21 protein-coding genes and 3 tRNA genes are annotated in these 22,585 nt (G+C 64.4%); 12 read left to right on the forward strand and 12 right to left on the reverse strand.

Features of this window, described 5'->3' with window-relative positions; all coding sequences use genetic code 11:
* Positions 1-26 precede the first annotated feature (26 nt).
* The 5 genes from KIH81_RS02925 to pgi form a co-directional block, all read right to left on the reverse strand.
* On the reverse strand, positions 27-1,055 hold the full coding sequence (locus tag KIH81_RS02925) for a LacI family DNA-binding transcriptional regulator (RefSeq protein WP_214303993.1): 1,029 nt from the start codon (positions 1,053-1,055) through the stop codon (positions 27-29).
* 368 nt (positions 1,056-1,423) lie between these two features.
* Positions 1,424-1,978 carry a DUF1893 domain-containing protein gene (locus KIH81_RS02930; protein WP_214303994.1) on the reverse strand — a complete coding sequence of 185 codons (555 nt, stop codon included), beginning with the start codon at positions 1,976-1,978 and terminating at the stop codon, positions 1,424-1,426.
* Positions 1,979-1,993: 15 nt separating this feature from the next.
* On the reverse strand, positions 1,994-2,575 hold the full coding sequence (locus KIH81_RS02935) for an ECF transporter S component (RefSeq protein ID WP_214303995.1): 582 nt from the start codon (positions 2,573-2,575) through the stop codon (positions 1,994-1,996).
* Positions 2,576-2,593: 18 nt separating this feature from the next.
* On the reverse strand, positions 2,594-3,526 hold the full coding sequence (locus KIH81_RS02940) for a DUF362 domain-containing protein (RefSeq protein ID WP_214303996.1): 933 nt from the start codon (positions 3,524-3,526) through the stop codon (positions 2,594-2,596).
* Between the two features lie 524 nt (positions 3,527-4,050).
* The gene (pgi, locus tag KIH81_RS02945; protein ID WP_109057638.1) at positions 4,051-5,751 is read right to left on the reverse strand and encodes a glucose-6-phosphate isomerase; all 1,701 of its coding nucleotides are present in this window, start codon (positions 5,749-5,751) and stop codon (positions 4,051-4,053) included.
* 384 nt (positions 5,752-6,135) lie between these two features.
* Between pgi and KIH81_RS02950 the strand changes: the two genes are divergently transcribed.
* From KIH81_RS02950 to KIH81_RS02960, 3 genes are all read left to right on the forward strand, one after another.
* Positions 6,136-6,208 (forward strand) — tRNA-Thr (locus tag KIH81_RS02950).
* A 103-nt stretch (positions 6,209-6,311) separates the two neighbouring features.
* Positions 6,312-6,393 (forward strand) — tRNA-Leu (locus KIH81_RS02955).
* A 114-nt stretch (positions 6,394-6,507) separates the two neighbouring features.
* Positions 6,508-7,509, forward strand: coding sequence for an AEC family transporter (locus KIH81_RS02960; protein WP_214303997.1), 1,002 nt, complete (start codon positions 6,508-6,510; stop codon positions 7,507-7,509).
* A 130-nt stretch (positions 7,510-7,639) separates the two neighbouring features.
* On the opposite strand, the gene KIH81_RS02965 is transcribed toward KIH81_RS02960, so the two are convergent.
* The 3 genes from KIH81_RS02965 to KIH81_RS02975 form a co-directional block, all read right to left on the reverse strand.
* Complete coding sequence (locus tag KIH81_RS02965) at positions 7,640-8,917, reverse strand: aminoacyltransferase (RefSeq protein WP_214303998.1); 1,278 nt, start codon at positions 8,915-8,917, stop codon at positions 7,640-7,642.
* Between the two features lie 26 nt (positions 8,918-8,943).
* Positions 8,944-10,272 (reverse strand): aminoacyltransferase, encoded by a 1,329-nt coding sequence (locus KIH81_RS02970; RefSeq protein WP_214303999.1) that lies wholly within the window; start codon positions 10,270-10,272, stop codon positions 8,944-8,946.
* Between the two features lie 107 nt (positions 10,273-10,379).
* Complete coding sequence (locus KIH81_RS02975; RefSeq protein WP_214304000.1) at positions 10,380-11,651, reverse strand: aminoacyltransferase; 1,272 nt, start codon at positions 11,649-11,651, stop codon at positions 10,380-10,382.
* A 172-nt stretch (positions 11,652-11,823) separates the two neighbouring features.
* On the opposite strand from KIH81_RS02975, the gene KIH81_RS02980 reads away from it, so the two are divergent.
* A tRNA-OTHER gene (locus tag KIH81_RS02980) sits at positions 11,824-11,896 on the forward strand.
* A gap of 188 nt (positions 11,897-12,084) precedes the next feature.
* Here KIH81_RS02980 and KIH81_RS02985 read toward each other — a convergent pair.
* Positions 12,085-12,810, reverse strand: a complete 726-nt coding sequence (locus KIH81_RS02985) for a non-canonical purine NTP pyrophosphatase (protein WP_214304001.1) — start codon at positions 12,808-12,810, stop codon at positions 12,085-12,087.
* A 261-nt stretch (positions 12,811-13,071) separates the two neighbouring features.
* Positions 13,072-13,836 (reverse strand): ribonuclease PH, encoded by a 765-nt coding sequence (gene rph, locus KIH81_RS02990; protein ID WP_109057632.1) that lies wholly within the window; start codon positions 13,834-13,836, stop codon positions 13,072-13,074.
* Between the two features lie 121 nt (positions 13,837-13,957).
* Between rph and KIH81_RS02995 the strand changes: the two genes are divergently transcribed.
* Entirely contained in the window at positions 13,958-15,280 is a 1,323-nt protein-coding gene (locus KIH81_RS02995; protein WP_214304002.1) for a nicotinate phosphoribosyltransferase, read from the forward strand.
* A 541-nt stretch (positions 15,281-15,821) separates the two neighbouring features.
* Positions 15,822-16,490: a TenA family protein gene (locus KIH81_RS03000; RefSeq protein ID WP_214304003.1), complete on the forward strand. Its 669-nt coding sequence runs from the start codon at positions 15,822-15,824 to the stop codon at positions 16,488-16,490.
* Positions 16,491-16,627: 137 nt separating this feature from the next.
* Here KIH81_RS03000 and KIH81_RS03005 read toward each other — a convergent pair whose 3' ends face one another.
* Positions 16,628-17,071 (reverse strand): MerR family transcriptional regulator, encoded by a 444-nt coding sequence (locus KIH81_RS03005; RefSeq protein ID WP_214304004.1) that lies wholly within the window; start codon positions 17,069-17,071, stop codon positions 16,628-16,630.
* A 178-nt stretch (positions 17,072-17,249) separates the two neighbouring features.
* Here KIH81_RS03005 and KIH81_RS03010 point away from each other — a divergent pair, with 178 nt between their 5' ends.
* Positions 17,250-18,260 (forward strand): aldo/keto reductase, encoded by a 1,011-nt coding sequence (locus KIH81_RS03010; RefSeq protein WP_214304005.1) that lies wholly within the window; start codon positions 17,250-17,252, stop codon positions 18,258-18,260.
* Positions 18,261-18,632: 372 nt separating this feature from the next.
* Here KIH81_RS03010 and KIH81_RS03015 read toward each other — a convergent pair whose 3' ends face one another.
* On the reverse strand, positions 18,633-18,914 hold the full coding sequence (locus tag KIH81_RS03015) for a DUF3039 domain-containing protein (protein WP_109057627.1): 282 nt from the start codon (positions 18,912-18,914) through the stop codon (positions 18,633-18,635).
* Between the two features lie 106 nt (positions 18,915-19,020).
* Here KIH81_RS03015 and coaD point away from each other — a divergent pair, with 106 nt between their 5' ends.
* The 5 genes from coaD (at position 19,021) to rnc (ending at position 22,439) form a co-directional block, all read left to right on the forward strand.
* On the forward strand, positions 19,021-19,521 hold the full coding sequence (gene coaD / locus KIH81_RS03020) for a pantetheine-phosphate adenylyltransferase (protein WP_214304006.1): 501 nt from the start codon (positions 19,021-19,023) through the stop codon (positions 19,519-19,521).
* 191 nt (positions 19,522-19,712) lie between these two features.
* Positions 19,713-20,480 (forward strand): cell division protein, encoded by a 768-nt coding sequence (locus tag KIH81_RS03025; RefSeq protein ID WP_420829121.1) that lies wholly within the window; start codon positions 19,713-19,715, stop codon positions 20,478-20,480.
* A gap of 166 nt (positions 20,481-20,646) precedes the next feature.
* Entirely contained in the window at positions 20,647-21,258 is a 612-nt protein-coding gene (locus KIH81_RS03030) for a YceD family protein (protein WP_214304007.1), read from the forward strand.
* A 121-nt stretch (positions 21,259-21,379) separates the two neighbouring features.
* On the forward strand, positions 21,380-21,574 hold the full coding sequence (gene rpmF / locus KIH81_RS03035; RefSeq protein WP_109057624.1) for a 50S ribosomal protein L32: 195 nt from the start codon (positions 21,380-21,382) through the stop codon (positions 21,572-21,574).
* Between the two features lie 115 nt (positions 21,575-21,689).
* Positions 21,690-22,439 (forward strand): ribonuclease III, encoded by a 750-nt coding sequence (gene rnc / locus KIH81_RS03040; RefSeq protein WP_214304008.1) that lies wholly within the window; start codon positions 21,690-21,692, stop codon positions 22,437-22,439.
* The last annotated feature ends 146 nt before the right edge of the window (positions 22,440-22,585 follow it).

The following is a 22,585-nucleotide window of genomic DNA, read 5'->3' on the forward strand; positions in this document are numbered from 1 at the left end:
CGCCCCCGCGGCTCACCCGCTGTGGCTCACACCTGAGGCGAGGAGGCACGGTATTTGAGCTGGAAGGCCACGTCTATCCGGCTCTGCGGCGCGCGAGCCCCGTTGTCGAGCTGCTTGAGGATCGACTCGATGGCCAGCTTGGCCACCTGCGCGCGGTCCGGATCCACGGTGGTCATCGTGGGGATCGTGTACTTCGCCTCGTCGATGTCATCGAAGCCCACCACACGCACGCTCTCGGGCACGCGCACGCGCATCTCGCGCAGCTGACTGATCACGCCCATGGCCAGCAGGTCGTTCAGGGCGAAAATGCCGTCCGGACGGATGCCCTGGGCGTACATGTCGCGCACGGCCTTGGCTCCTTCGGCGCTGGTCCATTCCCCGGTCTCGCGGACGAGTTCGGGCCTCAGCGGACGGCCGTGGTCGGCGAGCGCGGCCACATAGCCCTTGGTGCGCATCGAACGGGAGGACGGCAGCGAGGAGTCCAGCGTGCCGCCGACCACGGCGATGGTGCGGCAGCCGGCCTTGAGCAGATGTTCGGTGACGGCCTGCGCGGCGGATTCGTTGGCGATCATCACGTGCGGGGCCGGGGCGCCGAAGAGGCGTTCACCCAGGACCACGAGCGGGTAGTCGCCCTCAAGTTCGTGGACGTCCTCGGCCCTGAGCTGCGTGGGGCTCAGGATCAGGCCGTCGGTCATGTTGCTGGCCATGGCGCGGGCGCTGTCGATCTCACGCTGGCGGTCGTTGCCGGTCGATTCGATGATCACCCGGTAGCCGTATTCGCGGGCCTGCTTGATGGTTTCCTCGGCGAGTTCGGCGAAGTAGATCTGGTTCAGATCCGGCAGGGACAGGGAGATGAGGCCGGTGCGGCCGGAACGCAGGTTGCGGGCCTGCTGGTTGGTCACGTAATCCAGCTCGTCGATGGCCTTCTGGATGCGCTCGCGCGTGGCGGGCTTCATGTACGGGTAGTCGTTGAGATAGTTCGAGACCGACGCCACCGAAACGCCGGCGCGCTTCGCCACATCATGAAGCGTCGGCTTGCGTGAGCCCGCGGCCATTGGTCTCTCCCCTCGTTTGCCGGTCACATCGTTTCGCATCGATGTATACCAGATGCCCCGTGACCGGCCATCGACTCCGGCATCCCGGACCGCCGATCGCCGGCATCCGGTCAGCCGGTTTCTGAAATGTTTCAGAACTTGTGTTCCAGCATAGCCCATGGCATGCAACCGGTTTCGTTCTCTTTTGCGTCGTTTTTCACGAAACGATGGGGAACTTCACGAAAACCGATCGCTGATGGGCTCTCAGTGACCGGTTTTTTCGAAACGCTCCTTGATTTCGTGAAAAACGATCACTGACGGTTACTCAATGATCGTTTTTCACGAAGTCAGTCCTTATTTCAGGAAAACCGACGCAAAGGAATCGGATATCACCGCCGCATGAGACGGGCCACGGCGGCTCGGATGGCGGGTTCGGCGGCGGCCGGGTCGCCGATGGCGGCCACCGACTGCTCGATCGGACAGACGCCGGTGTGCGAACGGTTGAGGATCACCGGTACCAGCGTGCCGCAGGAGGCCTCGATACCATTGGCCCGCAGGGCCGCAAGGCCGGCTTCGCTCATCGTCTCGGCGTATACGGCCCGGACGCCGAGCCTGGCATACAGCAGCGCCGCGCCTTTGCCCACCACGCGGTCGGCGGCGCAATAGCCGATGAGGCTTTGGCCGGCGGCGAGCCATTGCAGCAGCGGGCGCACGCCGCGGCCGAATCCGGTGAGGATCTCGTCGGATTCGGCACGCACGCCGGCGGAGCGGTTTCGCCGATAACCGTTATCGTCATCGACACGGCGGCGACCGGAACCGTTGAGGTCGTCACGGTCAGCGGCCGAAGTCATGTCGCCACCAGCACGGACGCGGCACGCCACGCAGCCGACGGACGGGTCGGCCAGCAGCGCGGCCTTGGCGCGTTCGAGAGCACTGTCGTTCATGCCGGACCCGTCTCGTCAGTCGTGGTGACGGTCCACGGCGAACATGACGGCCGGAATCGTCAGCCACTGGAGGATCAGGCCGGGCAGGCCGGTGCCGACCGCCGTCCAGACGGAGGCGACCGTCATCGTGGTGTTGCCGAGCAGCGCAACGGCCACGGCAATCGCGATGGCATCGACCACGCGGCCGGCCACCTGCGCGGTCACAAGCTTGACGAGCCAGTCGAACGGCGAGCGGATCGCGGCAGGCAGACGGACGCCGCGCAGCAGGCCGGCGAACAGGCCGTAGGCGGCGAGTTCGATGACCATGAACGGCACCATCGGGGCCATCGGCATGCCGGTCAGCGCGAAGCTGACGATCGGGGCGAGCGCGCCGGTGGCCGCGCCGGCGTAAGGGCCGGCCAGGAGACCGACCAGCAGGACCGGCAGGTGCATCGGCAGCAACGTCTGGCCGAGGGCCATGCCCAGGCCGAGCGCGGCGCCTGCCAGGTGGAAAACCTGCGGCAGGGCCACGGCCGCGATGACGGCGAGTACGGCCGCCGCGGACTGGAATTTGATGGACGGCAGGGCGTGGGTGCGCGTGGTTGCGGTTGTTTGCATGATGAAGACTCCTTCGGTTCAGCGCTGGTCGAGGTCGATGAGGTGGTAGTCGCGCGAGCCGAGGCCCATTTCGACGGCGTGCTCGATGGTGTGGATGCCGTGACGGGATTCGATGCGCTCGATGAGCGGCTCCTTGTTGTCGTGCGAGACATAGACCATGTCCACGCAGGCCTGGTCCACGGCCACCGGGTCGAGCGAGGCGCAGATGCCGATGTCCGCCATGACGGGCGGGTGCGGGTTGCCGTCGCAGTCGCAGTCCACGGAGAGGTTGTTCATCACGTTGATGAAGAGCATGTTGCCCTTGAGCGCGTTGAACACGGCGGTGGCGGCCTCGGCCATGGCCTCCAGGAAGGAGTCCTGGTCGCCGCTGAACGGGTTGGGCAGGATCTCATCCTGGCCGGAATGCAGGCGCTTCTTGCCGTTCGAGGATGCCATGCCGATGGAGATGTTCTTGAGCGCACCGCCGAAGCCGCCCATTATGTGGCCCTTGAAGTGGGAGAGCACGGCGTAGTAGTCGTAGTTCGGGAAATGGGAGCCCACGATGTCCGCGGTGATGCGCTTGCCGCCCTCGACCGGGATCTCGATCTCACCCTCCTCGTCCTGGATGTCGCAGGGGGCGATGTCCATGAATCCGTGATCCTTGATGGTCTGCCAGTGGTGGGCGGAGACGTCGCGCGTGCCGGGATAGGCGGTGTTGCACTCCACGATGGTGCCGTTCAGGTGCTGGACGAGGTCCTTGATGAGGGCCGGCTGCAGGTAGTGGGTGTTGCCGCCTTCGCCGGAGCTGAGCTTGACCGCCACCTTGCCTTGCGGGCGGGCTTCCAACGCCTCGTAGACGCGCATGAGGCCGGCGGGGCTGATGTCGCGGGTGAAGTAGACCTTGGCGGCCATGGGATAGTTGGTCTCGTGGTTGTGCGTTTCGGACGGATCGTGCGTTGACGGTGCTGTCATGCTGTGCCTCCTTGCAAAGTCATGCTTTTCTCCCCTTCTACGATACCGCCCGAAGGTGAACGCGGAGTGTTTGCAGGGAGACGAGGAGGGGACTTCATCAGGCGGAACCAAGGCGAAATCAGAGCGAGTACTGCCTGCTCCGCCGCGCTGACAGTCACTCGGCGCGGCAGAACAGGCACATGCCAGTCATTGTGCCGCGCCGTCGAATGCCTGACCGCAGCAAAACAGGCATGTACCGACCGTCACGCAACGGCTTCATGGTCTCAGCAAGGCGGCACATACAGGCAAATCCCCTTTCGACCCCGTTGGGCCTTTCTCAACAGGGCGAGATCGGCATATGCTGCCCGTCGCGCCTCGCTAAGCCGTCCTCGAACAGGGGTGAACCGGTACATACTCCCCTGTTTGCCACGTCAAGGCACAAAAATGCCCGGCATCAACAAATGCGATGCCGGGCATAATCTCTCCCTCAGTCACCTATCGGTGACAGCTCCCTCATCAGAGGGAGCCAAGAATAGGAGCGAAGATCAGAACTCGCGGTTCTTGCGGTAGAACTCGATCAGGCTCTGGGTGGAGGCGTCCTGCTGGGCGAGGGCCTCGTCATCCTTGGAGATGGCCGGGGTGATCTGCTTGGCCAGCTGCTTGCCGAGCTCCACGCCCCACTGGTCGTAGGAGTCCAGGCCCCACACGGTGCCTTCGACGAAGGTGATGTGCTCGTACAGGGCGATGAGCTCGCCGAGCGCGAACGGGGTCAGGGCCACGCCGAAGATGGAGGTGGTCGGACGGTTGCCGGTGAACACGCGGGCCGGGACGATCTCCTCCGGGGTGCCCTCGGCACGGACCTCGTCGGCGGTCTTGCCGAACGCGAGGGCCTTGGTCTGGGCGAAGTAGTTGCCGAGGAACAGCTCGTGCACGTCCTGGTCGCCGTCCTTGGTCGGGTTCGGGGTGTTCACGAACGCGATGAAGTCGGCCGGGATGAGCTGGGTGCCCTGGTGGATCAGCTGGTAGAAGGCGTGCTGGCCGTTGGTGCCGGGCTCGCCCCAGAAGATCTCGCCGGTCTCGGTGGTGACCGGGGTGCCGTCCCAACGAACGGACTTGCCGTTGGACTCCATGGTCAGCTGCTGCAGGTAGGCCGGGAAGCGGTGCAGGTACTGGTCATACGGCAGCACGGCGTGGGAGGCGGCCTTGAAGAAGTTGCGGTACCAGACGTTGAGCATGCCGAGCAGCACCACGACGTTCTTCTCGAACGGGGTCTTGGCGAAGTACTCGTCGATCTCGTGGAAGCCGTGCAGGAACTCCTCGAAGCGGGCCGGGCCGAAGACCACGGCGAGGGAGGTGCCGACGGCGGAATCGACGGAGTAGCGGCCGCCGACCCAGTTCCAGAAGCCGAAGGCGTTGTTCGGGTCGATGCCGAACTCGGCGACCTTCTCCAGGTTGGTGGAGACGGCCACGAAGTGCTTCTTGATGGCCTCGGCGCGCTGGGCCTCGTCGCCGGCGGCGATGGCGCCGTTGGCCTCGAGCTCCTCGAGCAGCCAGGTGCGGGCCTCGCGGGCGTTGGTCAGGGTCTCCAGGGTGGTGAAGGTCTTGGAGACGATGATGAACAGGGTGGTCTCCGGGTCGAGGCCCTTGGTCTTCTCGGCCAGGTCGTTCGGGTCGATGTTGGAGATGTAGCGGGCGGAGATGCCGGCGTCAGCGTACGGCTTCAGGGCCTCGTACGCCATGACGGGACCCAGGTCGGAGCCGCCGATGCCGATGTTGACCACGGTCTCGATCTTGCGGCCGGTCACGCCGGTCCACTTGCCGGAGCGCACGTCGTCGGCGAACTTGTAGATGCGGTCGAGCACCTCGCGCACGTCCTTGACGGTGTCCTGGCCGTCGACGATGTACTTGCCCTCGTCCTCGACCGGGCGGCGCAGCGCGGTGTGCAGTACGGCGCGGTCCTCGGTGTTGTTGATGTGCACACCGGTGTACATGGCCTTGATGCGGTCGCCGAGCTTGACCTCGTCGGCGAGGAAGGTGAACAGGCGGAGGGTTTCCGGCTTGATCAGGTTCTTGGACAGGTCGAAGTGCAGATCGCCGGCGTCGAAGCTCAGCTCCTTGACGCGGTCGGGATCCTCGGCGAACCACTTCTTGAGGTCGATGCCCTCGGCCTGAAGCTCGTCGTAGTGCTTCTGCAACGCGACCCACGCGGGGGTCTTGGTGGCGTCAACAGGAGGATTGATTGCCATGGAATTTTTCCTTTCCTCGTTGATTGGAGCGTCCTTGCACGCAGCTGGATGCGTTCCGTATCACCCCACAGAATACTCACAAAAGCAGACATGAACAGAACAAAAACATTCAGTGTCCCACCGATGGCAGCAAACCGACGTTTCGGAAACGCACCTCAGATGACCAATCGGTAGTTAGCGTGGCACGACCGCCCCGTCCGAGCAGCACCCGGCAAACGGCACCCGCACCACCCCGACACGCGCCGCGTGTATCCCAACGGCACCCCGACACGCCACGTCAACGCCGATGCGACACGGCCAACGCAACCCCGATTGGACAAATCCAGAGGATGCCTTATACTTATTTTCTTGTGCGCGGCTGGCGAAAAGCCTCCCGCGAACCAAGCCACTTTAGCTCAGTCGGTAGAGCGGCTCACTCGTAATGAGCAGGTCGTCAGTTCGATTCTGACAAGTGGCTCGACTACCCTAGGTCGGTTCGTCCGCCTAGGGTTTTGCATATCACCCGGAAAAGCGGATCGGCGCCGACCCTCGCAGGGGAAGCACGGATCCGTCCGGGAAGCGCGAGAGTGGCGAAATTGGTAGACGCGCAGGATTTAGGTTCCTGTGACTTCGGTCTTGCGGGTTCGATTCCCGTCTCTCGCACCCATTCACCCATCCTCCCGGACGGCATGGCTCGCGTCCATGGTACGGAATCACGGCGCAACGACCGCGTCGGACGGCAGATAGTGGTGTCATAAGGGTTGAAGGGAGCGAGCCATGTCCGCCATTCTGACGCCGGTCGGCCTGTTGCTGATCATTCTCACCGGATACCTGTTCAGGCGGTTCGGCCTGTTCGGGCAGAACGACTACCGGATTCTGCAGACCGTCGAATTCAACATCGTGCTGCCGGGCGCCATCGTCTACTCCTTCGCCACGAACCCGCACGACATTTCACTGCTGTGGATCTCCGTGTTCGCGTTCTTCTGCTCGCTGCTGCCGGTGGTGTTCATCTTCCTGACCACGCGCCGGCGCAACGTGACCGACCGCGCCTTCCTGATGCTCAACGGCGCCGGATTCAACCTGGGCTGCTTCTGCTTCCCGGTGGTGCAGTCGTTCTGGGGCGCGGGCGCCGTGGTGCCGGCCGCGATGTTCGATATCGGCAACTGCGTGATGGTGGCCGCCGGCACCAATGTGCTCACCCAGCAGCTGCTGCACATCAAGCCCGGCAAGACGCTGGCCGAACAGCATGCGGGAGACGCGCCCACCCTGCCGTACGAGAAGCCGAAGGACAGGGACGCCAAACGGCTCGCCCGTCGCGCGTTGCTGCGCACCATCGGCAAAAGCTTCCTGGGATCCGTGCCGTTCGACACGTATCTGCTCATGATCCTGCTCACCGTGGCCGATATCCATGTGCCCGGCTGGATCGCCACGTTCTGCCAGCCGTTGAGCAATGCGAACGCGCTGGTCTCGATGCTCATGGTGGGCATGCTCATGGATCTGCCGCAGTCCAGGCACGACGTGAAGGAAGTGCTGGCCGTGGTGGCATGGCGACTGCCGTTCAGCATCGCGTTCGCCTGCGCGGCCTGGTTCCTGCTGCCGTTCTCCGCCTCGGTGCGCGCGGTGGCCGTGATCTGCTCGCTCGCGCCGATCGCCATCTTCTCCACGCTGTTCACGGACAAGGTGCTCGGCAACGCCAAGCTCGCCGGCTTCTCGCTGGCCCTGACCGCGATGATCTCGTTGGTGCTCATGGCCGCGGCACATATGCTCATGGGCGTGTGAGGCCGCTGACTGTTGGATCGGTATCGGCCCAAGGCCGATACTCCGTCTTCTGCGCCTCCCTGAGTCGTTCTCCTACTACCCCTCAGTCGCCTATCGGCGCCAGCTCCCCTGACAAGGGGAGCCGAGATTGCTACCGGTTGAGGAGCTTGTGGGCCCAGTTGCTTACGGCGAAGCGCAGCCTGTCCACCGGCAGGGTGAACTGGCCGACCATCTGCTCGGCGTATCCGTTGAAGCCCTGCTTGAATTCGAGCACGCCGCGGCCCTCGTCGTCCGGGTCGTCGAAGACGCCGGAGATGCCGTAGAAGTTGTACCGGCTGATGCCCTGCTCCACGCACAGGTGCAGCATCGCCTCATACTGGATGAGCGCCGAGGCGTAGAACGGCTTGTACTCCTCCACCGAGCCGGAGTACTGGTAGACCACTTCGTTCGGGTGGCTCACGAACATCGAGGCGGCGGCAGGCAGCACGTCGCCGCGCTTGGCGAAGTCCTCCACTTCGGCCAGTCGCTTCTCGGCGGCGGCGAGGTTACGGCTCTCCTCCCCCAGCTGACGCTCGATGCGCGTGGTGGGGCGCTCGTCGTACTTGGCCTGCAGATCGGCCACCTTCTTGGCCAATGCCTCACGCTTGGCGGTCATGTCCGCCACGTATTCGGCGATGTGGATCTCCGCGAGCATGAAGTGCGCGGCATCGCCGTAGGCCTCCTTGAACTGGCGGAAGTAGTCCTCGCCGCGCGTAGCGAAGCCGCGACGTTCGCCGGTCTGACGCTCGATCTCCGCGAACACGCCGAATTCGTCCGGACCGATCTCGCGCACATGCACGCCCATCGACTGAGCCCGCTTGACGCTCCACTGGGCGCGCTTGCCGAACGAGGCCATGAGCTCCTTGGCCGTGGTGGTGCCGTAGAGGTCCTTGACGTACATCCACTGGCAGACCACGCCGTAGCCGGTGTGGAATCCGCCGTGCTGCCAGCCGGCGTCCTGGAACGCCTTGATGACCGTATCGTTCGGGGTGCTCACCGGCTCGCCCTGCGAGGAGTAGCGGCGATAGGTGATGTTCGGCCAGCAGGCCACCGAAACGGCGTGATGACGGCGGGCGGAATCGCGGATCGCCTCGGTCACGGCCGTGACCAATCCCGGTTCGATCGAGGTGAGGATCGGGCCGAAGTAGATGGAGCCGTCGGCACCGAACCGGCCGTTCAGATAGATGACGACGCATCCGGCCACCAGATCGCCCTCGGCGTCGCGCACGCCGATGCATTCGGCCTCATGGCCGCGCGCCTCGGCGAGTCTGACCTGCCCGGAGGCCTGCTGGAAGCTGCCCTGGGCGGCGGTGCGGGAGAGCTCGTCCAGTTCGTCCGGCGTGATGGTGCCGAACGTGTAGCCCGTGGTGCTCAACGATGTGGTGCCCATACTATTCCCCTTCCGTCAGACCGGCGTCAGCGATGCAGCAGCTTGTGCGCGGCTTCGGCGGCCGCGAAGCGCAGGCCGTCAACCGGCAGCGTGAACTTGCCGGGCAGTTCCTCCACGAAGCCGCCGAAGCGGGTCTTGAACTGCCAGACGCCGTAGGATGGGTCGTTTTCGTCGAAGATGCCGGAGATGCCGTAGAAGTTGAACCGGGTCACGCCGCGCGCGATGCAGTCCAGCATGGAGTGGAAGTGGATCAGGGAGGACGGGTAGTAGCCCATGAATCGGTCGTCCTCGCCGCTGGAGAGGCAGACCTCCTCGTTCGGATGCCAGAAGTAGACGCCGGCGTCCACCGGGATCACCGGGCCGTCGGAGTCGATGATGCCCTGCACCTTGGTGATGTCCTGCTTCAGTGCGCCGATCTTCTTGTCCGCCGTGGCGATGCGCTTCTCCAGTGTGGCGGGGTCGGAGGCGCCCTTCTTCTTGGGGGCCTCGCCGTTTTCGGCGGCCGCACGTGCGCGTTCCAGCTGGCGTTCCAGGTTGCGCTTGTCCTTGTCGGCGGCGGCGAGCTTGGTCTCGAGGGTCTTCAGGTACTCGTCGAAGTGGGTCTCGACCACGTTGAACTCGATGTTGCGGCCGAACGTGTCGAACAGTCGCTCGTAGTAGGCCACGTCACGGCCTTTGAAGCCCTGGCGCGCGGCGGACATGTCGCACAGCTTCACGAACGTGCCGAGCTCGTCGCGACGCAGGCGGCGCACGGTCAGGCCGGCGTCCTGGGCGATGCGGATGTTCTTGCGGCGGTACTTGGAGAAGGAGGCGAGCAGTTCCTGCTCGTCGTGGATGCCGTCGAGGCCCTTGATGAAGTTCCAGCGGTTGATGACCTTCTCGTAGCCCACGGTGAAGCCGCCGTGCCGCCAGCCGAAGCGCGCCATGTTCTCCATCATGGCGGTGTCCGGGTCGCTGGTGGGCTTGCCGTCCAGATCATGCAGCTGATAGACGGCGGCCGGCCAGCAGGACACGCTGATGGCGTGGTGGGCCTTGGCGGAGCGGCGCAGGGCCTCGGTCATGGCCTCGACCACCTGCGGGTCGTCGTAATCGCACAGCGGACCGCACCACACGGAGCCTTCCAGCCCGAGGCGGCCCTTGGTGTACACCACGTAGCAGGCGGCGACGAGTTCACCCGTGTCACCGCCGCGCTTGACGCCCACGTAATCGATCTCGCCGCTGTACGCGCCCATGGCGGCCATCTGCGAGGTCTGCTGGAAGCTGCCCTGCGGGTGCTTGGCGGAGAAGGCGTCCAGCTCCTCGGGCGTGATCTTGACGGGTTTCAACGAAGTCGATGCTGCGGTTGCAGTGGTCATGGGTCCAGGCTTTCTCTTCTTGGTTCTTGCAGCGGCTTGCCGCCGCCTGATACGTCTTGGGTCTTGTTCGATGGTTTCGACGGTTTTCGATGGTTTCGCTTGTTTGCTCAGCGGGACAGCACCTTGTGCGCCAGCTGCTTGAGGGCATAGGCCAGCGGCTTGACGGTCAGCTCGAATTCGCCGGGCAGCTCCTCGACGTATCCATTGAATCCCTGCTTGAATTCGAGCACGCCGCGGCCCTCGTCGTCCGGATCGTCGAAGACGCCGTCGATGCCGTAGAAGTTGTATCGGCTCACACCGCGTTCGAGGCACAGGTGCAGCATGGCCTCGTGCTGGATGAGTGCGGAGGCGTAGAACGGCTTGTACTCCTCCACGCTGCCGGAGAAGAGGTAGATGGTCTCGCGCGGGTGTTCCACGAACAGCGAGGCCGCGGCGGGCAGCACATCGCCCTTCTTGGCGAGCTCGGCGGCCTCCTTGAGACGCTTTTCGGCGGCGGCCAGGTTGCGGCTCTCCTCCCCCAGCTGACGTTCGGTCTTGGTGGTGGGGTGCTCGGCGTTCTTGGCGGTCAGCGACTCCACTTTGGCGGCGAGCGCCTCGCGCTTGGCCGTCATGTCCTTGACGTACTCGTCGATGTGGATTTCGGCCACCATGAAATGCGCCTTGGCGCCGAACGCCTTCTTGAACCGGTGGAAGTACTCCTCGCCGCGGTATTCGAAGCTGCGGCGTTCGGCGGTCTGCTGCTCGATGGCGGCGAACACGCCCAGCTCGTCGTCGGCCAGCTCGCGTACGTGCACGCCCATGGAACGGGCGCGCTTGACACTCCACTGGGTGCGCTTGTCATAGGACTTCAGCAGGTCCGATTCGGTCTCAATGCCCGTGAGGTCCTTGAGATAGCGCCATCGCGGCACGGCCGTGTAGCCCACGGTGAAGCCGCCATGTCTGAAGCCGATGGATTCCAGGTTGCTCAGCAGCGCATCATCCGGCTGTGCCCCTTCGGCACCGGCCAGCAGAGGCTGTCCGTCCGAGTCGCGCAGTCGGTACGGGGTCTCGGGGGTGATCTCCAGCTGAGAGGCGCCCTTGGCTTTGGCATGGGCCTTGAGCTGGGTCATGAGGAACGTGAGCAGTTCGACGTCGTGATAATCGACCATCGGCCCGTCGTGGATGGCGGCGAACGTGGACAGACGAGAACGGTGCGTCTCGAACAAGGCGGCCGCCACAATATCGTCATGTTCCTTGACGGCCAGGTACTCCACGTCCACGCCCTGGGCGGCGCGCAGACGGCCCATGGCCGAGGTTTGCTGGAAATTGCCTTGCGGATGCTTGGCGGAGAACTCATCGAACTCGTCGTCGCTCAACCGCACCAGCACAAAATCACGCATGTTCTTCCTTGTTCCGGACCAGCAGTCAGGTTTACCGATGCTAGCATAACGCGCGGTCCCCGTGCTGCGGGATGCGGCGGACGACCGACACCATTCGTTTGCATCGTCGTTTGCATGCCGCAATGCGAAGTGCTATATTGCTCTCTTGGCTCGAGACTACGTCTCAAGCCACGCCACCTTAGCTCAGTGGTAGAGCATCCCCATCGTTTGCGGGAAGGTCGGGGGTTCGATTCCTTCGGGTGGCTCTTTGCTTGTATTATTCCGGCCGTTCGGCTGATTTCGCATTCCATGGTTATACGGTTTGGGAAAGTACCGCTGAGTTGTCGCCAGTGGTACTTTCCCAAACTCGTACGAAACTTTGGGGAAAAGTACCGCGAAGCGACTGTCAGCGGTACTTTTCCCCACAACTCCCTACCAACGGGGTTACAGCCAGCTACAGCAGCGCCTCGATGGCGGGGACCAGGGCCTTCAGGGCCTTGCCGCGGTGGGAGATGGCGTTCTTCTCGTCCGGGGTCATTTCGGCGCTGGTCAGCGGCTCGCCCTCGTAGTCGGGCTCGGCGCTGGTGCGGCCGGGCTGGTCGTCCGGCACGAACAGCGGGTCGTAGCCGAAGCCGTGCTCGCCGCGGGGCTTGCGGATGATCACGCCGGGCATCTCCCCCACTTCCACCGTCTCGGACTTGATGGCGTAGCGGGCCTGGACCATGGTCGTGCCCGCAGCGGCACCGGACGTACCGCCGGTCACATCCGCGCCCGCCTCCACGTCCGGCACTACCAGGGCGGCGGCGCAACGGAAGCGGCCGGTGCGCTTGCCGTCCGGGATGTCCTCGATCTGGGCGAGCAGCAGCGCGTTGTTGGCCTTGTCATGGCCGTGGGCACCGGCCCAGCGGGCGGACAGGATGCCAGGGGCGTTGCCCATCACGTCCACAATGAGGCCGGAGTCGTCCGCGACGGCGGGCAGACCGGTGCGGCTGGCCACGTCGCGGGCCTTGAGCAGCGCGTTCTCCTGGAAGGTGACGCCGGTCTCCACCGGGTCGGGCAGGTGCAGGCTGCCGGCGGAGACGAGTTCGATGGTCGCTGCGGCCTCGCCCAAATCCTCCTCGAGGATGCGGCGAATCTCCACCAGCTTGCCTTCGTTATGGGTGGCGACGACGATTTTCATACCTTTTCCTTTACGTCTGTGATTCCGAACGGTGACGGGGTCTGAAACAAGACTGTATGTTCGCGCGTGAACGGAGGGCCCGCGAACATACAGTCTGTTTGGAGGCCTGTAGCGACTGTATGTTCGCGGCGGTCTCGTTGGGACGCGAACATACAGTCCTTTTCCCGCAAACGGTTTCCCTGCAAGACCGGGCAGACCCCGGCAAGAGCCCGGCAGGGGCGGACCTGACGAAGCATGCGGCCTTGAGCCTCGCCGACTCGACTAATCCAGGGCCAGGGCGGCGCGCTGGGCGGCCTGCAGCTCCTTGTTGCCCTTCTCGGCCAGGTCGAGCAGCACGCCGAGCTCGGCGCGGGTGAACGGGCGGTGCTCGGCGGTGCCCTGCAGCTCGATGAACGCGCCGGAACCGGTCATGGCCACGTTCATGTCCGTCATGGCCTGGCTGTCCTCGATGTAGGGCAGGTCCAGCATCGGCGTGCCGTTGATCACGCCCACGGACACGGCGGAGACCGTATCCTTCAGTACACGCGCGGCGGACTTGATGTGATGGTTGCGCTCGGCCCAGTTGACCGCGTCCACCAGCGCCACGTACGCGCCGGTCACGGAGGCGGTGCGGGTGCCGCCGTCGGCCTGGAGCACGTCGCAGTCGAGCTGGATCTGGTTCTCGCCGAGGGCCTTCATGTCCACCACACCACGCAGGCAGCGGCCGATGAGACGGCTGATCTCCATGGTGCGTCCGCCGAGCTTGCCCTTGACGGATTCGCGGTCGGTGCGCTCGGCGGTGGCGCGCGGCAGCATCGCGTATTCGGCGGTGACCCAGCCCAGACCGGAATCCTTGCGCCAGCGCGGCACGCCGGGGGTGAACGTGGCGGTGCACATCACGCGCGTGTTGCCGCATTCGATGAGCACGGAACCCTCCGGGGCGTCGGTGAAGTGACGGGTGATGCGCACCGGACGCAGCTCGTCCACCTTGCGGCCGTCGGCGCGGATGATTTGATGTTCCTTGAGCAGATCTTTGATTTCAACCATGCGCCCCATCGTACGCCCAGCCGTATGACGCTGGAGGTGCCGGGCCACGGCCGCGACTACACTTATAGTCACTGTAACCAAAAGTGGGAACGCAGCCTAAGTCACTGAAGAAAGGTCCGCCATGATTGATTATTCGCCGGCGCTGATGACCGACATGTACGAATACACGATGCTCGACGCCGCGCTCAAGGACGGCACCGCCGACCGCAAGTGCGTGTTCGAGGTATTCACACGCCATCTGCCGGAAGGCCGCCGCTACGGCGTGGTGGCCGGCACCGGCCGCATCCTCGACGCGCTCGAACGCTTCCACCTCAATGACGAGGACCTGAAATTCCTGGCCGACCGCCATGTGGTGAGCCCCGAAACCATCAAGTGGCTGGAGCGCTTCCGCTTCTCCGGCTCGATCCGCGGCTACCGCGAGGGCGAGATGTTCTTCCCGAACTCCCCGATCCTGCAGGTCGAAGGCACGTTCGGCGAATGCACGCTGCTGGAGACGCTGATCCTGTCCATCCTGAACTACGATTCCGCCGTCGCCTCGGCCGCATCCCGCATGGTCTCGGCCGCCAAGGACCGCCCGTGCATGGACATGGGCGGACGCCGCACCAACGAGTGGGCCGCAGTGGCCGCAGCCCGCGCCGCCGTGGTGGGCGGCTTCAAAGGCACCGCCAACCTGCTGGCCGCCCAGATGTACGGACTGAAGGCCATCGGCACGGCCGCGCACTGTTTCACGCTGGTGCATGATTCCGAACGTGACGCCTTCGAATCGCAGATCAACGCCCTGGGCCGCAACACCACACTGCTGGTGGATACCTACAACATCGAGGAGGCCGTGAAGACCGCCGTGGAGGTGGCCGGTCCGGAGCTCGGCGGCGTGCGCATCGATTCGGGCGATCTGGCCGCCATGGCCCAGCGCGTGCGCAACCAGCTGGACGCCCTGGGCGCCACGAACACCACCATCACCGTGACCAATGATCTGGACGAGTACGCGCTGGCCGCGCTGCAGACCGCGCCGGTGGACTCTTATGGCGTGGGCACCATGCTGGTCACCGGCTCCGGCGCCCCCACCTGCGCGATGGTGTACAAGCTCACCGAGCGCGAGGGCGCGGATGGCACCATGCAGTCCGTGGCCAAGAAGTCCAAGAACAAGGCCACCGTGCCGGGCCGCAAGCTGGCGTTCCGCTCCTATGAATACTCGCTCGCCGACGCCGAGCACGTGATCTCCGGCTCGGAGGACAAGCTGGCCGGCTTCACGCCGAATCCGGAGTGGAAGAACCTGCTGGTGGACTTCGTGGACCACGGCGAGATCGATTCGACCTGGCAGGGTCACGATGCCATCATGACCGCGCACAACTACCGCGCCAAGGCCCTGGCCGAGCTGCCCATCACCGCCCAGAGCCTCATGAAGGGCGAGCCGGTGATTCCGACCGAAACCACAGTTCTGTAGTCTCAGTAGGAATCCTTCGCCGCAAGCGGCTCACTTCGCCTACGGACAGTCCACCGGACTGTCCATTTCACGGCTCAGCTACCGAAGCCACAGTTCTGTAGCCTCCCTCTCTTGGCTCCCCTTGAAGGACATTGCCGTAAAGCAAACAGCAGAGCTGTTTGTAGGCAATGTGCGAGACGACAGTCGAGCCGGGAAACGCGAACGAAGTTCGTCCGTAATTGCAGGACGAGCGGTCGCACGAAGTGAGACTGAGAGGAGCCAAAAGACTTGACTCTGTTAAACCAAGATTGACATGAATTCCGCCGGACTACCCCTCAGTCGGCTTCGCCGACAGCTCCCCTGACAAGGGGAGCCAAGAATAAGGGACATGTCAATCTTGGTTTAACAGAGCCAAAGACTTTACTTCCTCCCAATGTGCGATTGGTCATACCGCAAACCCCTTCCGCACCGCGGCGTATCCCGCTAGACTGGGCGCGTGAAGGGGCATGCGCCGCCATGGCGTCCAATGCATCATCACCACGAACAAGGGAAGGCTCCGACCATGACCGAAACCAGCACCACCAAAACCCCGTACGAGCAGCTGCGCGAACTGACCCACGACGACTGGGAGGCGGCCGTCAACCACCGCTTCGTCAAGGAGCTCGTGAACGAGACCATCGCCCCGGAGGTCCTGCGCGACTACCTCATCCAGGACTACCAGTTCGCCAGCGACTTCCTCTCCCTGATCGGCCAGGTGCTGGCCTCCGCCGACACGATGAAGGCCAAGGTGCGTCTCGCCGCCCAGCTCGGCTTCATCGCCGCCGACGAGGACACCTACTTCCAGGACCGCTTCGACCAGTACGGCGTAAGCGAGGACCAGATCCTGCATCCCGAACTGGCCCCGGCCAGCATCGGCTTCAAGAAGCTGTACACGGACACCATCGAGACCCGCTCCTACGCGGACGGCCTCGCCGTGCTCGTGGTGGCCGAAAGCCTCTACCTCGACTGGGCCGAGCGCGCCACGGATCACGGTCGCAAGCTGCCGGTCAAGCCCGAGCACCGCGGCTGGGTGGACGTGCATCGCGGCGACTACTTCACCGAGTGGGTCGAGTTCCTCATCAACGAGTTCAACCGCGTGGCCGACCCGAACGATCCCGAACTGCGCGAGCGCTTCCAGACCGCCGTCAAGTACGAACTCGGCTTCTTCGACGACCCGTACGTCGGCAAGTAACCAAGTGCCCCGACGCTTCGGCGGCTCCCCTCGCCGGCAATGGACGCCGGAAGCGGTGCCGCCAAGGCCTCAGACGACCGAGGCGGCACCGCGCAAAAGCCGCGCACGACGGGTTTCGCGTGCGCTTGGCGGACGACTCAGCAGTCGATCGAATAGACGCGGGTCTTGTAGTCACGCCAGTCAGGCAGCGGCTCACCCGCGTCAAGGGCCTGCTTGATGCCCCCGTAGTAGTGGAGTTTGCGCTGGACGTGCATCGCCGCCTCGTCCAGCGCCCGCCGTTGCTCGTCCAAGGTTTCACGGCGGGACTCCAGCAGTTCCAGGATCTCGTCGATGTGTGCCGGCTCGTCCTGTTCGTAGGCGAAGAACTTCTTGAGATCGTCGATGGTCATGCCGGCGTTCTTGAAGCAGCAGATGGCACGCAGCCGGTTGATGTGGCACTCCTCGTAGACGCGCTGGCCGGATGTCGTGCGCCCCACGTTGGTCAGGAGGCCCTGATCCTCGTAGTAGCGCAGCGTGGACGGCTGCATATGGAACCGCGCCGCCACCTCGCGAATCGTGTACGTTTCCTTGCCTGACTCCATATACGTCTCCTCCCAAGTTTTCCGCGAGCCAAGGTCGGCACGGCCGTTCCCCTTGGCTCAGCAGGGCCGCGCCAGCCAACGCGGCGCGACACGCCGAAGCGCAGCACGTCATTTGCATTCAAGTTCACTTGAACTGGAACCATACTATCAGCACCGCAATCCCGCGCAAAGGAGCATCATGTTCGAACCAACCGCCACATACACCCCCAACCCGCATCGCTACGATTCGATGACCTACAACCGCGCCGGCGTCTCCGGCCTCAAACTGCCGGCCGTCTCGCTCGGCTTCTGGCACAATTTCGGCGACATCACGCCCTTCGAGCAGATGAAGCAGCTGGTCTTCACCGCATTCGACAACGGCATCACCCACTTCGATCTGGCCAACAACTACGGCCCGGAGCCCGGTCAGGCCGAGAAGAACTGCGGTCTGCTGCTCGCCAAGTACTTCAAGCATCACCGCGACGAGCTCGTGGTCTCCACCAAGGCCGGCTACGAGATGTGGGCCGGCCCCTACGGCGACCTTGGCAGCCGCAAGTACCTGCTCGCCAGCCTCGACCAGAGCCTCGAGCGTCTCGGCCTGGACTACGTGGACATCTTCTACCACCACCACCCGGATCCGGAGACCCCACTCGAGGAGACGATGGGTGCCCTCGCCCAGGCCGTGAACTCCGGTAAGGCGCTGTACGTGGGCCTGTCCAACTACGACGGCCCGACCATGGAGAAGGCGGCCGCGATCCTCAGCGAACTGCACGTGCCGTTCATCATCAACCAGAACAAGTACAACATCCTCGACCGCACCGTGGAACGCAACGGGCTCAAGGACACGGCCGTCAAGCTGGGCAAGGGCCTCATCACCTTCTGCCCGCTGGAGCAGGGCCTGCTGACCAACCGCTACCTCAACGGCATCCCGGCGGACAGCCGCATCGCCCGCGATCCGCGGTTCCTCAACGATTCCGCCTTGACCGAGAAGCTGCACGGCCAGATCGTGGACCTCAACAACCTGGCGGCCGAGCGCGGCCAGACGCTCGCGGAAATGAGCCTGGCCTGGCTGCTGCACGACGGCAAGGTGACCTCCGTGCTGGCCGGCGCCTCCAAGCCGCAACAGATCATCGACAACATCGGTGCCCTGAAGAACACGCACTTCACCGACGAGGAGCTCAAGCTCATCGACGAGATCGCGTCGAGGTAGTTTCAGCGTTTGACGGAGAACGGAATCGGCCTTTGGCCGATGCGAGGTTTTCCGCAGACTGCGTCTGCTTTGCTTCTCTCCCCCACCCGCTTCGCGGGAGCTCGTCCCGTAATTACGGACGAACTTCGTTCGCGTCTTATTAGCTCGACTGTCGTCTCGCACATTGCCTACAAACAGCACACTGTGCTGTTTGCTTTACAGCAATGTCCCGTCAGAGGGGGCCAAGCCTATACGTACAAGGACCTTGCCTCCCTCTGACGAGGGAGGTGGCATTGGCGAAGCCGATGACGGAGGGAGAGAAGAGGAGCAGGGCGCAAAGCCCTGCGGAAAACGCTGCATCGGCCAAAGGCCGATTTCATCCCAGCGAAAAAACTACGCCATCATCTCCTCGTAGATGCGCTTGCAGTCCGGGCAGACAGGGTACTTGGACGGGTCATGCTTGGGCACCCACACCTTGCCGCACAGCGCCACCACCGGACGTCCCGTCATACGGGACTCGGCGATGCGGTCCTTGGACACATAATGCGCAAAACGATCGGCGTCGCCGCCATCGTCGCGCACCGGCGCCTCCTGGGTCTGCGGGCGCTCCAGCACCGACGTACCGGCTCCCTGATCGGGGTTCCTCAACGGCTCGGCATCATCAACGAACATCATCGTCGCACCACTTTCCTTCATATTCGGCAGCAAGTCCGCCTACCATCATAGATTCCCCACGTCACCGGCGGCGCCGAAGCACACCAGTCGCGGTAGGCTATAAGGCATGACTATCGCAGTATGCCCCGGCTCGTACGACCCCGTGACCGCCGGACACTTGGATGTAATCGAGCGCTCGGCGCGGTTCTTTGACGAGGTCCACGTGGTGGTGGCCGTCAACGCCGCGAAAACACCGATGTTTTCCGAATCGACGCGCGTGGAGGTGATCCGTCGCGCCCTGGACAAGGCCGGATGCACCAACATCACGGTCTCCTCCACGGATGGACTGATCACCGACTACTGCAAGAAGGTCGGCGCCAGCGTCATCGTCAAGGGCCTGCGCCAGAACGGCGACTACGAGGCCGAGCTCGGCATGGCCCTGGTCAACCGCAAGCTCGCCGGCATCGAGACCCTGTTCCTGCCGGCCGACCCGATTCTTGAACACATCTCCAGTTCCATAGTCAAGGACGTGGCCCGCCACGGCGGCGACGTGACCGGCATGGTGCCCGATTGCGTGGTCCCGATGCTCGCCGAGGCCCTGGCCCAGGAACGTACGCGGAAGGACTGAATATGAACGATGATCACCCCACCGGCTACGTCGATCTGACCGGCCGGAACCAGAACGACGACGGCCAGTCGCCGAGCACCAATTCGATTCCCACACCGCCGGCCGACCCGGTGGACGCCCCGACCGGCGCGCAGCCGCAGGCCCCCGTCACGCCTGACGCCCCGGCTCCCGTAGCCCGCCAGCAGGCCGCCATGCCGCAGATGCCGGACCTGCGCGAGCCCGGTCCCACCGAAGCCGCCCAGGCCATGCCCGACGGCCCGCTGCAGCCCACGCCCGCCCAGCTCAAGGCCCGCGCCGAGGCCGCCGCGAACGCCAACGCGGCCAACGCCGCAGGCAGCCGCCCCGCCTTCATGGACGCGATGCCGGACCTGCGCGAGGGCGTGGGAGCCGACCCCGATGACCAGAGCCGCGAGGAATTCACCACTGTCTACGACATCATCGACGAGATGGAGGCCTCCCTGGAGGAGGCGAAGTCGTCCATCTTCACCCCCGGCATGGTCAAGGTGGATCGCGACGAGTTCACCGACCGTCTCTCCGAGCTCAAGAAAATGCTGCCGGTGCAGCTGGAGCGCGCCTCCGCCCTGATGCGCGAGGCCGAACGCCGGCTGGAATCGGCCCAGAGCCAGTCCAGCGCCATCGTGGCCTCCGCCCAGAGCCGCGCCGCGGACATGATCAAGGACGCCAACGAGCAGGCCCAGTTCCTGGCCGGCCAGGAGAACGTGACCGAACTGGCCCGCCAGAAGGCGCGCACGATCCTGGAGACCGCACAGGCCAAGGCGGACCATCTCACGCGCGGCGCGGACCAGTACTGCACCACCGTGATGGAGGGCCTGTCCCAGCAGCTCGGCAAGCTCACCCAGGACGTGCACGCCGGCCTCAACGTGCTGGAAGAGCGCCAGCGCGCCGCCGGAGAGAAGATGCCGAACCTGACGCTCAACGACTACCCCGAGGCGCAGTGACGGCCACGCAGTGACGACCGAGGGCCGGCGGTAGCGCCCAGGCCTGCGATCACCGCAATCACGGCACTCACGCGGGAGCCGTATGGAAACCGCACGAACATCGAATACAGACACGCGCGCGTCAAGATGACGTGCGCACAATCACTTCACGAAAGGCAACAGAACCATGGCACGAGTTGAGGATTCCCCGTGGGCGATTCCGGTGGCGCAGGTCGCCTCCCGCGCCGGTCAGTCCAAGCCGGTCGACGCCGACTTCCCGGCACCCGCCGGCATCGGCGATGACATCGTGGGCATCAAGGAGGGCGAGCCCGTCCACGTGAGCGGCTCGTTCGACTCCATCGTGGACGGCCTGATCTTCACGGGCCGCGTGACCGCACCGTTCAAGAGCGAGTGCACCCGGTGCCTCAAGCCCATCGACAAGGACTGGACGGTGAACGTCACCGTCTTCTTCCCCTATGAATCGCCCGCCAACGATGCCCACGGCAAGCAGGGCAAGCGCGACGAGGAAGTGGACATCATCGCCGGCGAGGACGAGTCCGAGGACACCTATCCGCTGCTGGAGCGCGGCGCGTTCGCGGACATCGAGGCCATGCTGCGCGACACGCTGGTCGAATCGCTGCCGTTGCAGCCGCTGTGCCGTCCTGACTGCAAGGGCCTGTGCTCGCAGTGCGGCGTGGACCTGAACGAGGAGCCCGACCATCACCACGAGACCACCGACATCCGCTTCGCAGGCTTGGCCGCGCTCAAGGCCCAGCTGGAGGCCGAGCAGGGCGAGTGACGCGGTGACGCCGGGCGATGAGCCTGACAGTGACACCGCCGGTTTGGACTTTGTACGAGCCCCGCGCTAAGATAACGGACGCTTAAGCTCAATTGTTCGAACGAAATAGAGGATACTGAAAATGGCACTGCCTAAGTACAAGACCTCGCGCGCCAACACGCACTCGCGTCGCGCGAACTGGAAGGCCACCGCTGCTAAGACCGTGAGCTGCCCGAACTGCGGCGCCCCGGCCCTGCCGCACATGGCCTGCCCGAGCTGCGGTTCCTTCCGCGGCCGCACCTACCGCTCCGCCATCCAGCCGGCCCACACCAAGTGAGCCCTGAGATAACGGCATAATGAAGGCCCTGCCATCGACGGGTGGCGGGGCCTTCGCGTAACCAACCACCCACACATCACATCCCACCATCCCACCCGGAGGATGACCCATCACCATGACCGAAGACACCGAACAGCAACCGCAACCCGCCAACGAACTGCTTGAGGCCCTGGGCACCACCATCAGCCCGGACCTGCTGGTTCAGGCGCTCACCCACCGCTCCTTCTCGCACGAGCACCCCGGCGTGCCCAACTACGAGCGACTGGAGTTCCTGGGAGACGCGGTGCTGGAGCTGGTCTCCACCGAAACGCTGTTCACCATCCACCCGGACATGACCGAGGGCCAGCTCGCCAAGATGCGTGCCAAGGCCGTCTCGGAAGACGCGCTGAGCGCCATCGCCAAGACCAAGCTCAAGGTGGGCCCCTACATCCTGCTGGGCCACGGCGAAGCCGAGCAGGGCGGCGCGGAGAAGAACTCCATCCTGTGCGACATCGTGGAGTCGCTCATCGGCGCCACCTTCCTGGAGCACGGCATCGACGAGGCCCGCAAGGTGGTCCACCGTCTCATCGACGACACGCTCGCCGAAGTGGCCACCGAAGGCCCGGCGCTCGACTGGAAGACCTCGCTGACCGTCAAGGCGCACAACATGGGGCTGCCGGACCCGATCTACCGCATGGAGGTCTCCGGCCCCGAATACGCGCAGATCTTCACCGCCAAGGCCACGCTGGTCCTGACCGACAAGACCGGCGGCGAGACCTATAAGGAAGTCATCGGCGTGGGCAAGGGTTCCAGCAAGCGCAAGGCGCAGCTGGCCGCCGCCGAGGCCGGCTGGAAGACGCTGGACCAGCGCAAGGACGCCCGCTGACGGAGTTGACGAACACGCATGACATGGCACCGATGCAACCGATTGCACCGGTGCCATGTCTGTATTGCGGACGGCACGCACGTGCCGGTGTCTGCCCACTGAGCACGCCGGGCCCCGCTGTCTGACGAACGAATAGACTTGAGAAC

This window comes from Bifidobacterium miconisargentati (assembly GCF_019331675.1).
Lineage (GTDB): Bacteria > Actinomycetota > Actinomycetes > Actinomycetales > Bifidobacteriaceae > Bifidobacterium > Bifidobacterium miconisargentati.

Coding starts and splice junctions, on each gene's coding strand:
- KIH81_RS02930 (WP_214303994.1), bottom strand. CDS start 1,978: ATGAACGACAGTGCTCTCGAACGCGCCAAGGCCGCGCTGCTGGCCGAC.
- KIH81_RS03005 (WP_214304004.1), bottom strand. CDS start 17,071: ATGGAGTCAGGCAAGGAAACGTACACGATTCGCGAGGTGGCGGCGCGG.
- KIH81_RS03010 (WP_214304005.1), top strand. CDS start 17,250: ATGTTCGAACCAACCGCCACATACACCCCCAACCCGCATCGCTACGAT.
- coaD (WP_214304006.1), top strand. CDS start 19,021: ATGACTATCGCAGTATGCCCCGGCTCGTACGACCCCGTGACCGCCGGA.
- KIH81_RS03000 (WP_214304003.1), top strand. CDS start 15,822: ATGACCGAAACCAGCACCACCAAAACCCCGTACGAGCAGCTGCGCGAA.
- KIH81_RS02935 (WP_214303995.1), bottom strand. CDS start 2,575: ATGCAAACAACCGCAACCACGCGCACCCACGCCCTGCCGTCCATCAAA.
- KIH81_RS02965 (WP_214303998.1), bottom strand. CDS start 8,917: ATGGGCACCACATCGTTGAGCACCACGGGCTACACGTTCGGCACCATC.
- KIH81_RS03025 (WP_420829121.1), top strand. CDS start 19,713: ATGCCGCAGATGCCGGACCTGCGCGAGCCCGGTCCCACCGAAGCCGCC.
- KIH81_RS03030 (WP_214304007.1), top strand. CDS start 20,647: ATGGCACGAGTTGAGGATTCCCCGTGGGCGATTCCGGTGGCGCAGGTC.
- rph (WP_109057632.1), bottom strand. CDS start 13,836: ATGGTTGAAATCAAAGATCTGCTCAAGGAACATCAAATCATCCGCGCC.
- KIH81_RS02995 (WP_214304002.1), top strand. CDS start 13,958: ATGATTGATTATTCGCCGGCGCTGATGACCGACATGTACGAATACACG.
- KIH81_RS02960 (WP_214303997.1), top strand. CDS start 6,508: ATGTCCGCCATTCTGACGCCGGTCGGCCTGTTGCTGATCATTCTCACC.
- KIH81_RS03015 (WP_109057627.1), bottom strand. CDS start 18,914: ATGATGTTCGTTGATGATGCCGAGCCGTTGAGGAACCCCGATCAGGGA.
- KIH81_RS02975 (WP_214304000.1), bottom strand. CDS start 11,651: ATGCGTGATTTTGTGCTGGTGCGGTTGAGCGACGACGAGTTCGATGAG.
- KIH81_RS02985 (WP_214304001.1), bottom strand. CDS start 12,810: ATGAAAATCGTCGTCGCCACCCATAACGAAGGCAAGCTGGTGGAGATT.
- KIH81_RS02925 (WP_214303993.1), bottom strand. CDS start 1,055: ATGGCCGCGGGCTCACGCAAGCCGACGCTTCATGATGTGGCGAAGCGC.
- rpmF (WP_109057624.1), top strand. CDS start 21,380: ATGGCACTGCCTAAGTACAAGACCTCGCGCGCCAACACGCACTCGCGT.
- KIH81_RS02970 (WP_214303999.1), bottom strand. CDS start 10,272: ATGACCACTGCAACCGCAGCATCGACTTCGTTGAAACCCGTCAAGATC.
- rnc (WP_214304008.1), top strand. CDS start 21,690: ATGACCGAAGACACCGAACAGCAACCGCAACCCGCCAACGAACTGCTT.
- KIH81_RS02940 (WP_214303996.1), bottom strand. CDS start 3,526: ATGACAGCACCGTCAACGCACGATCCGTCCGAAACGCACAACCACGAG.
- pgi (WP_109057638.1), bottom strand. CDS start 5,751: ATGGCAATCAATCCTCCTGTTGACGCCACCAAGACCCCCGCGTGGGTC.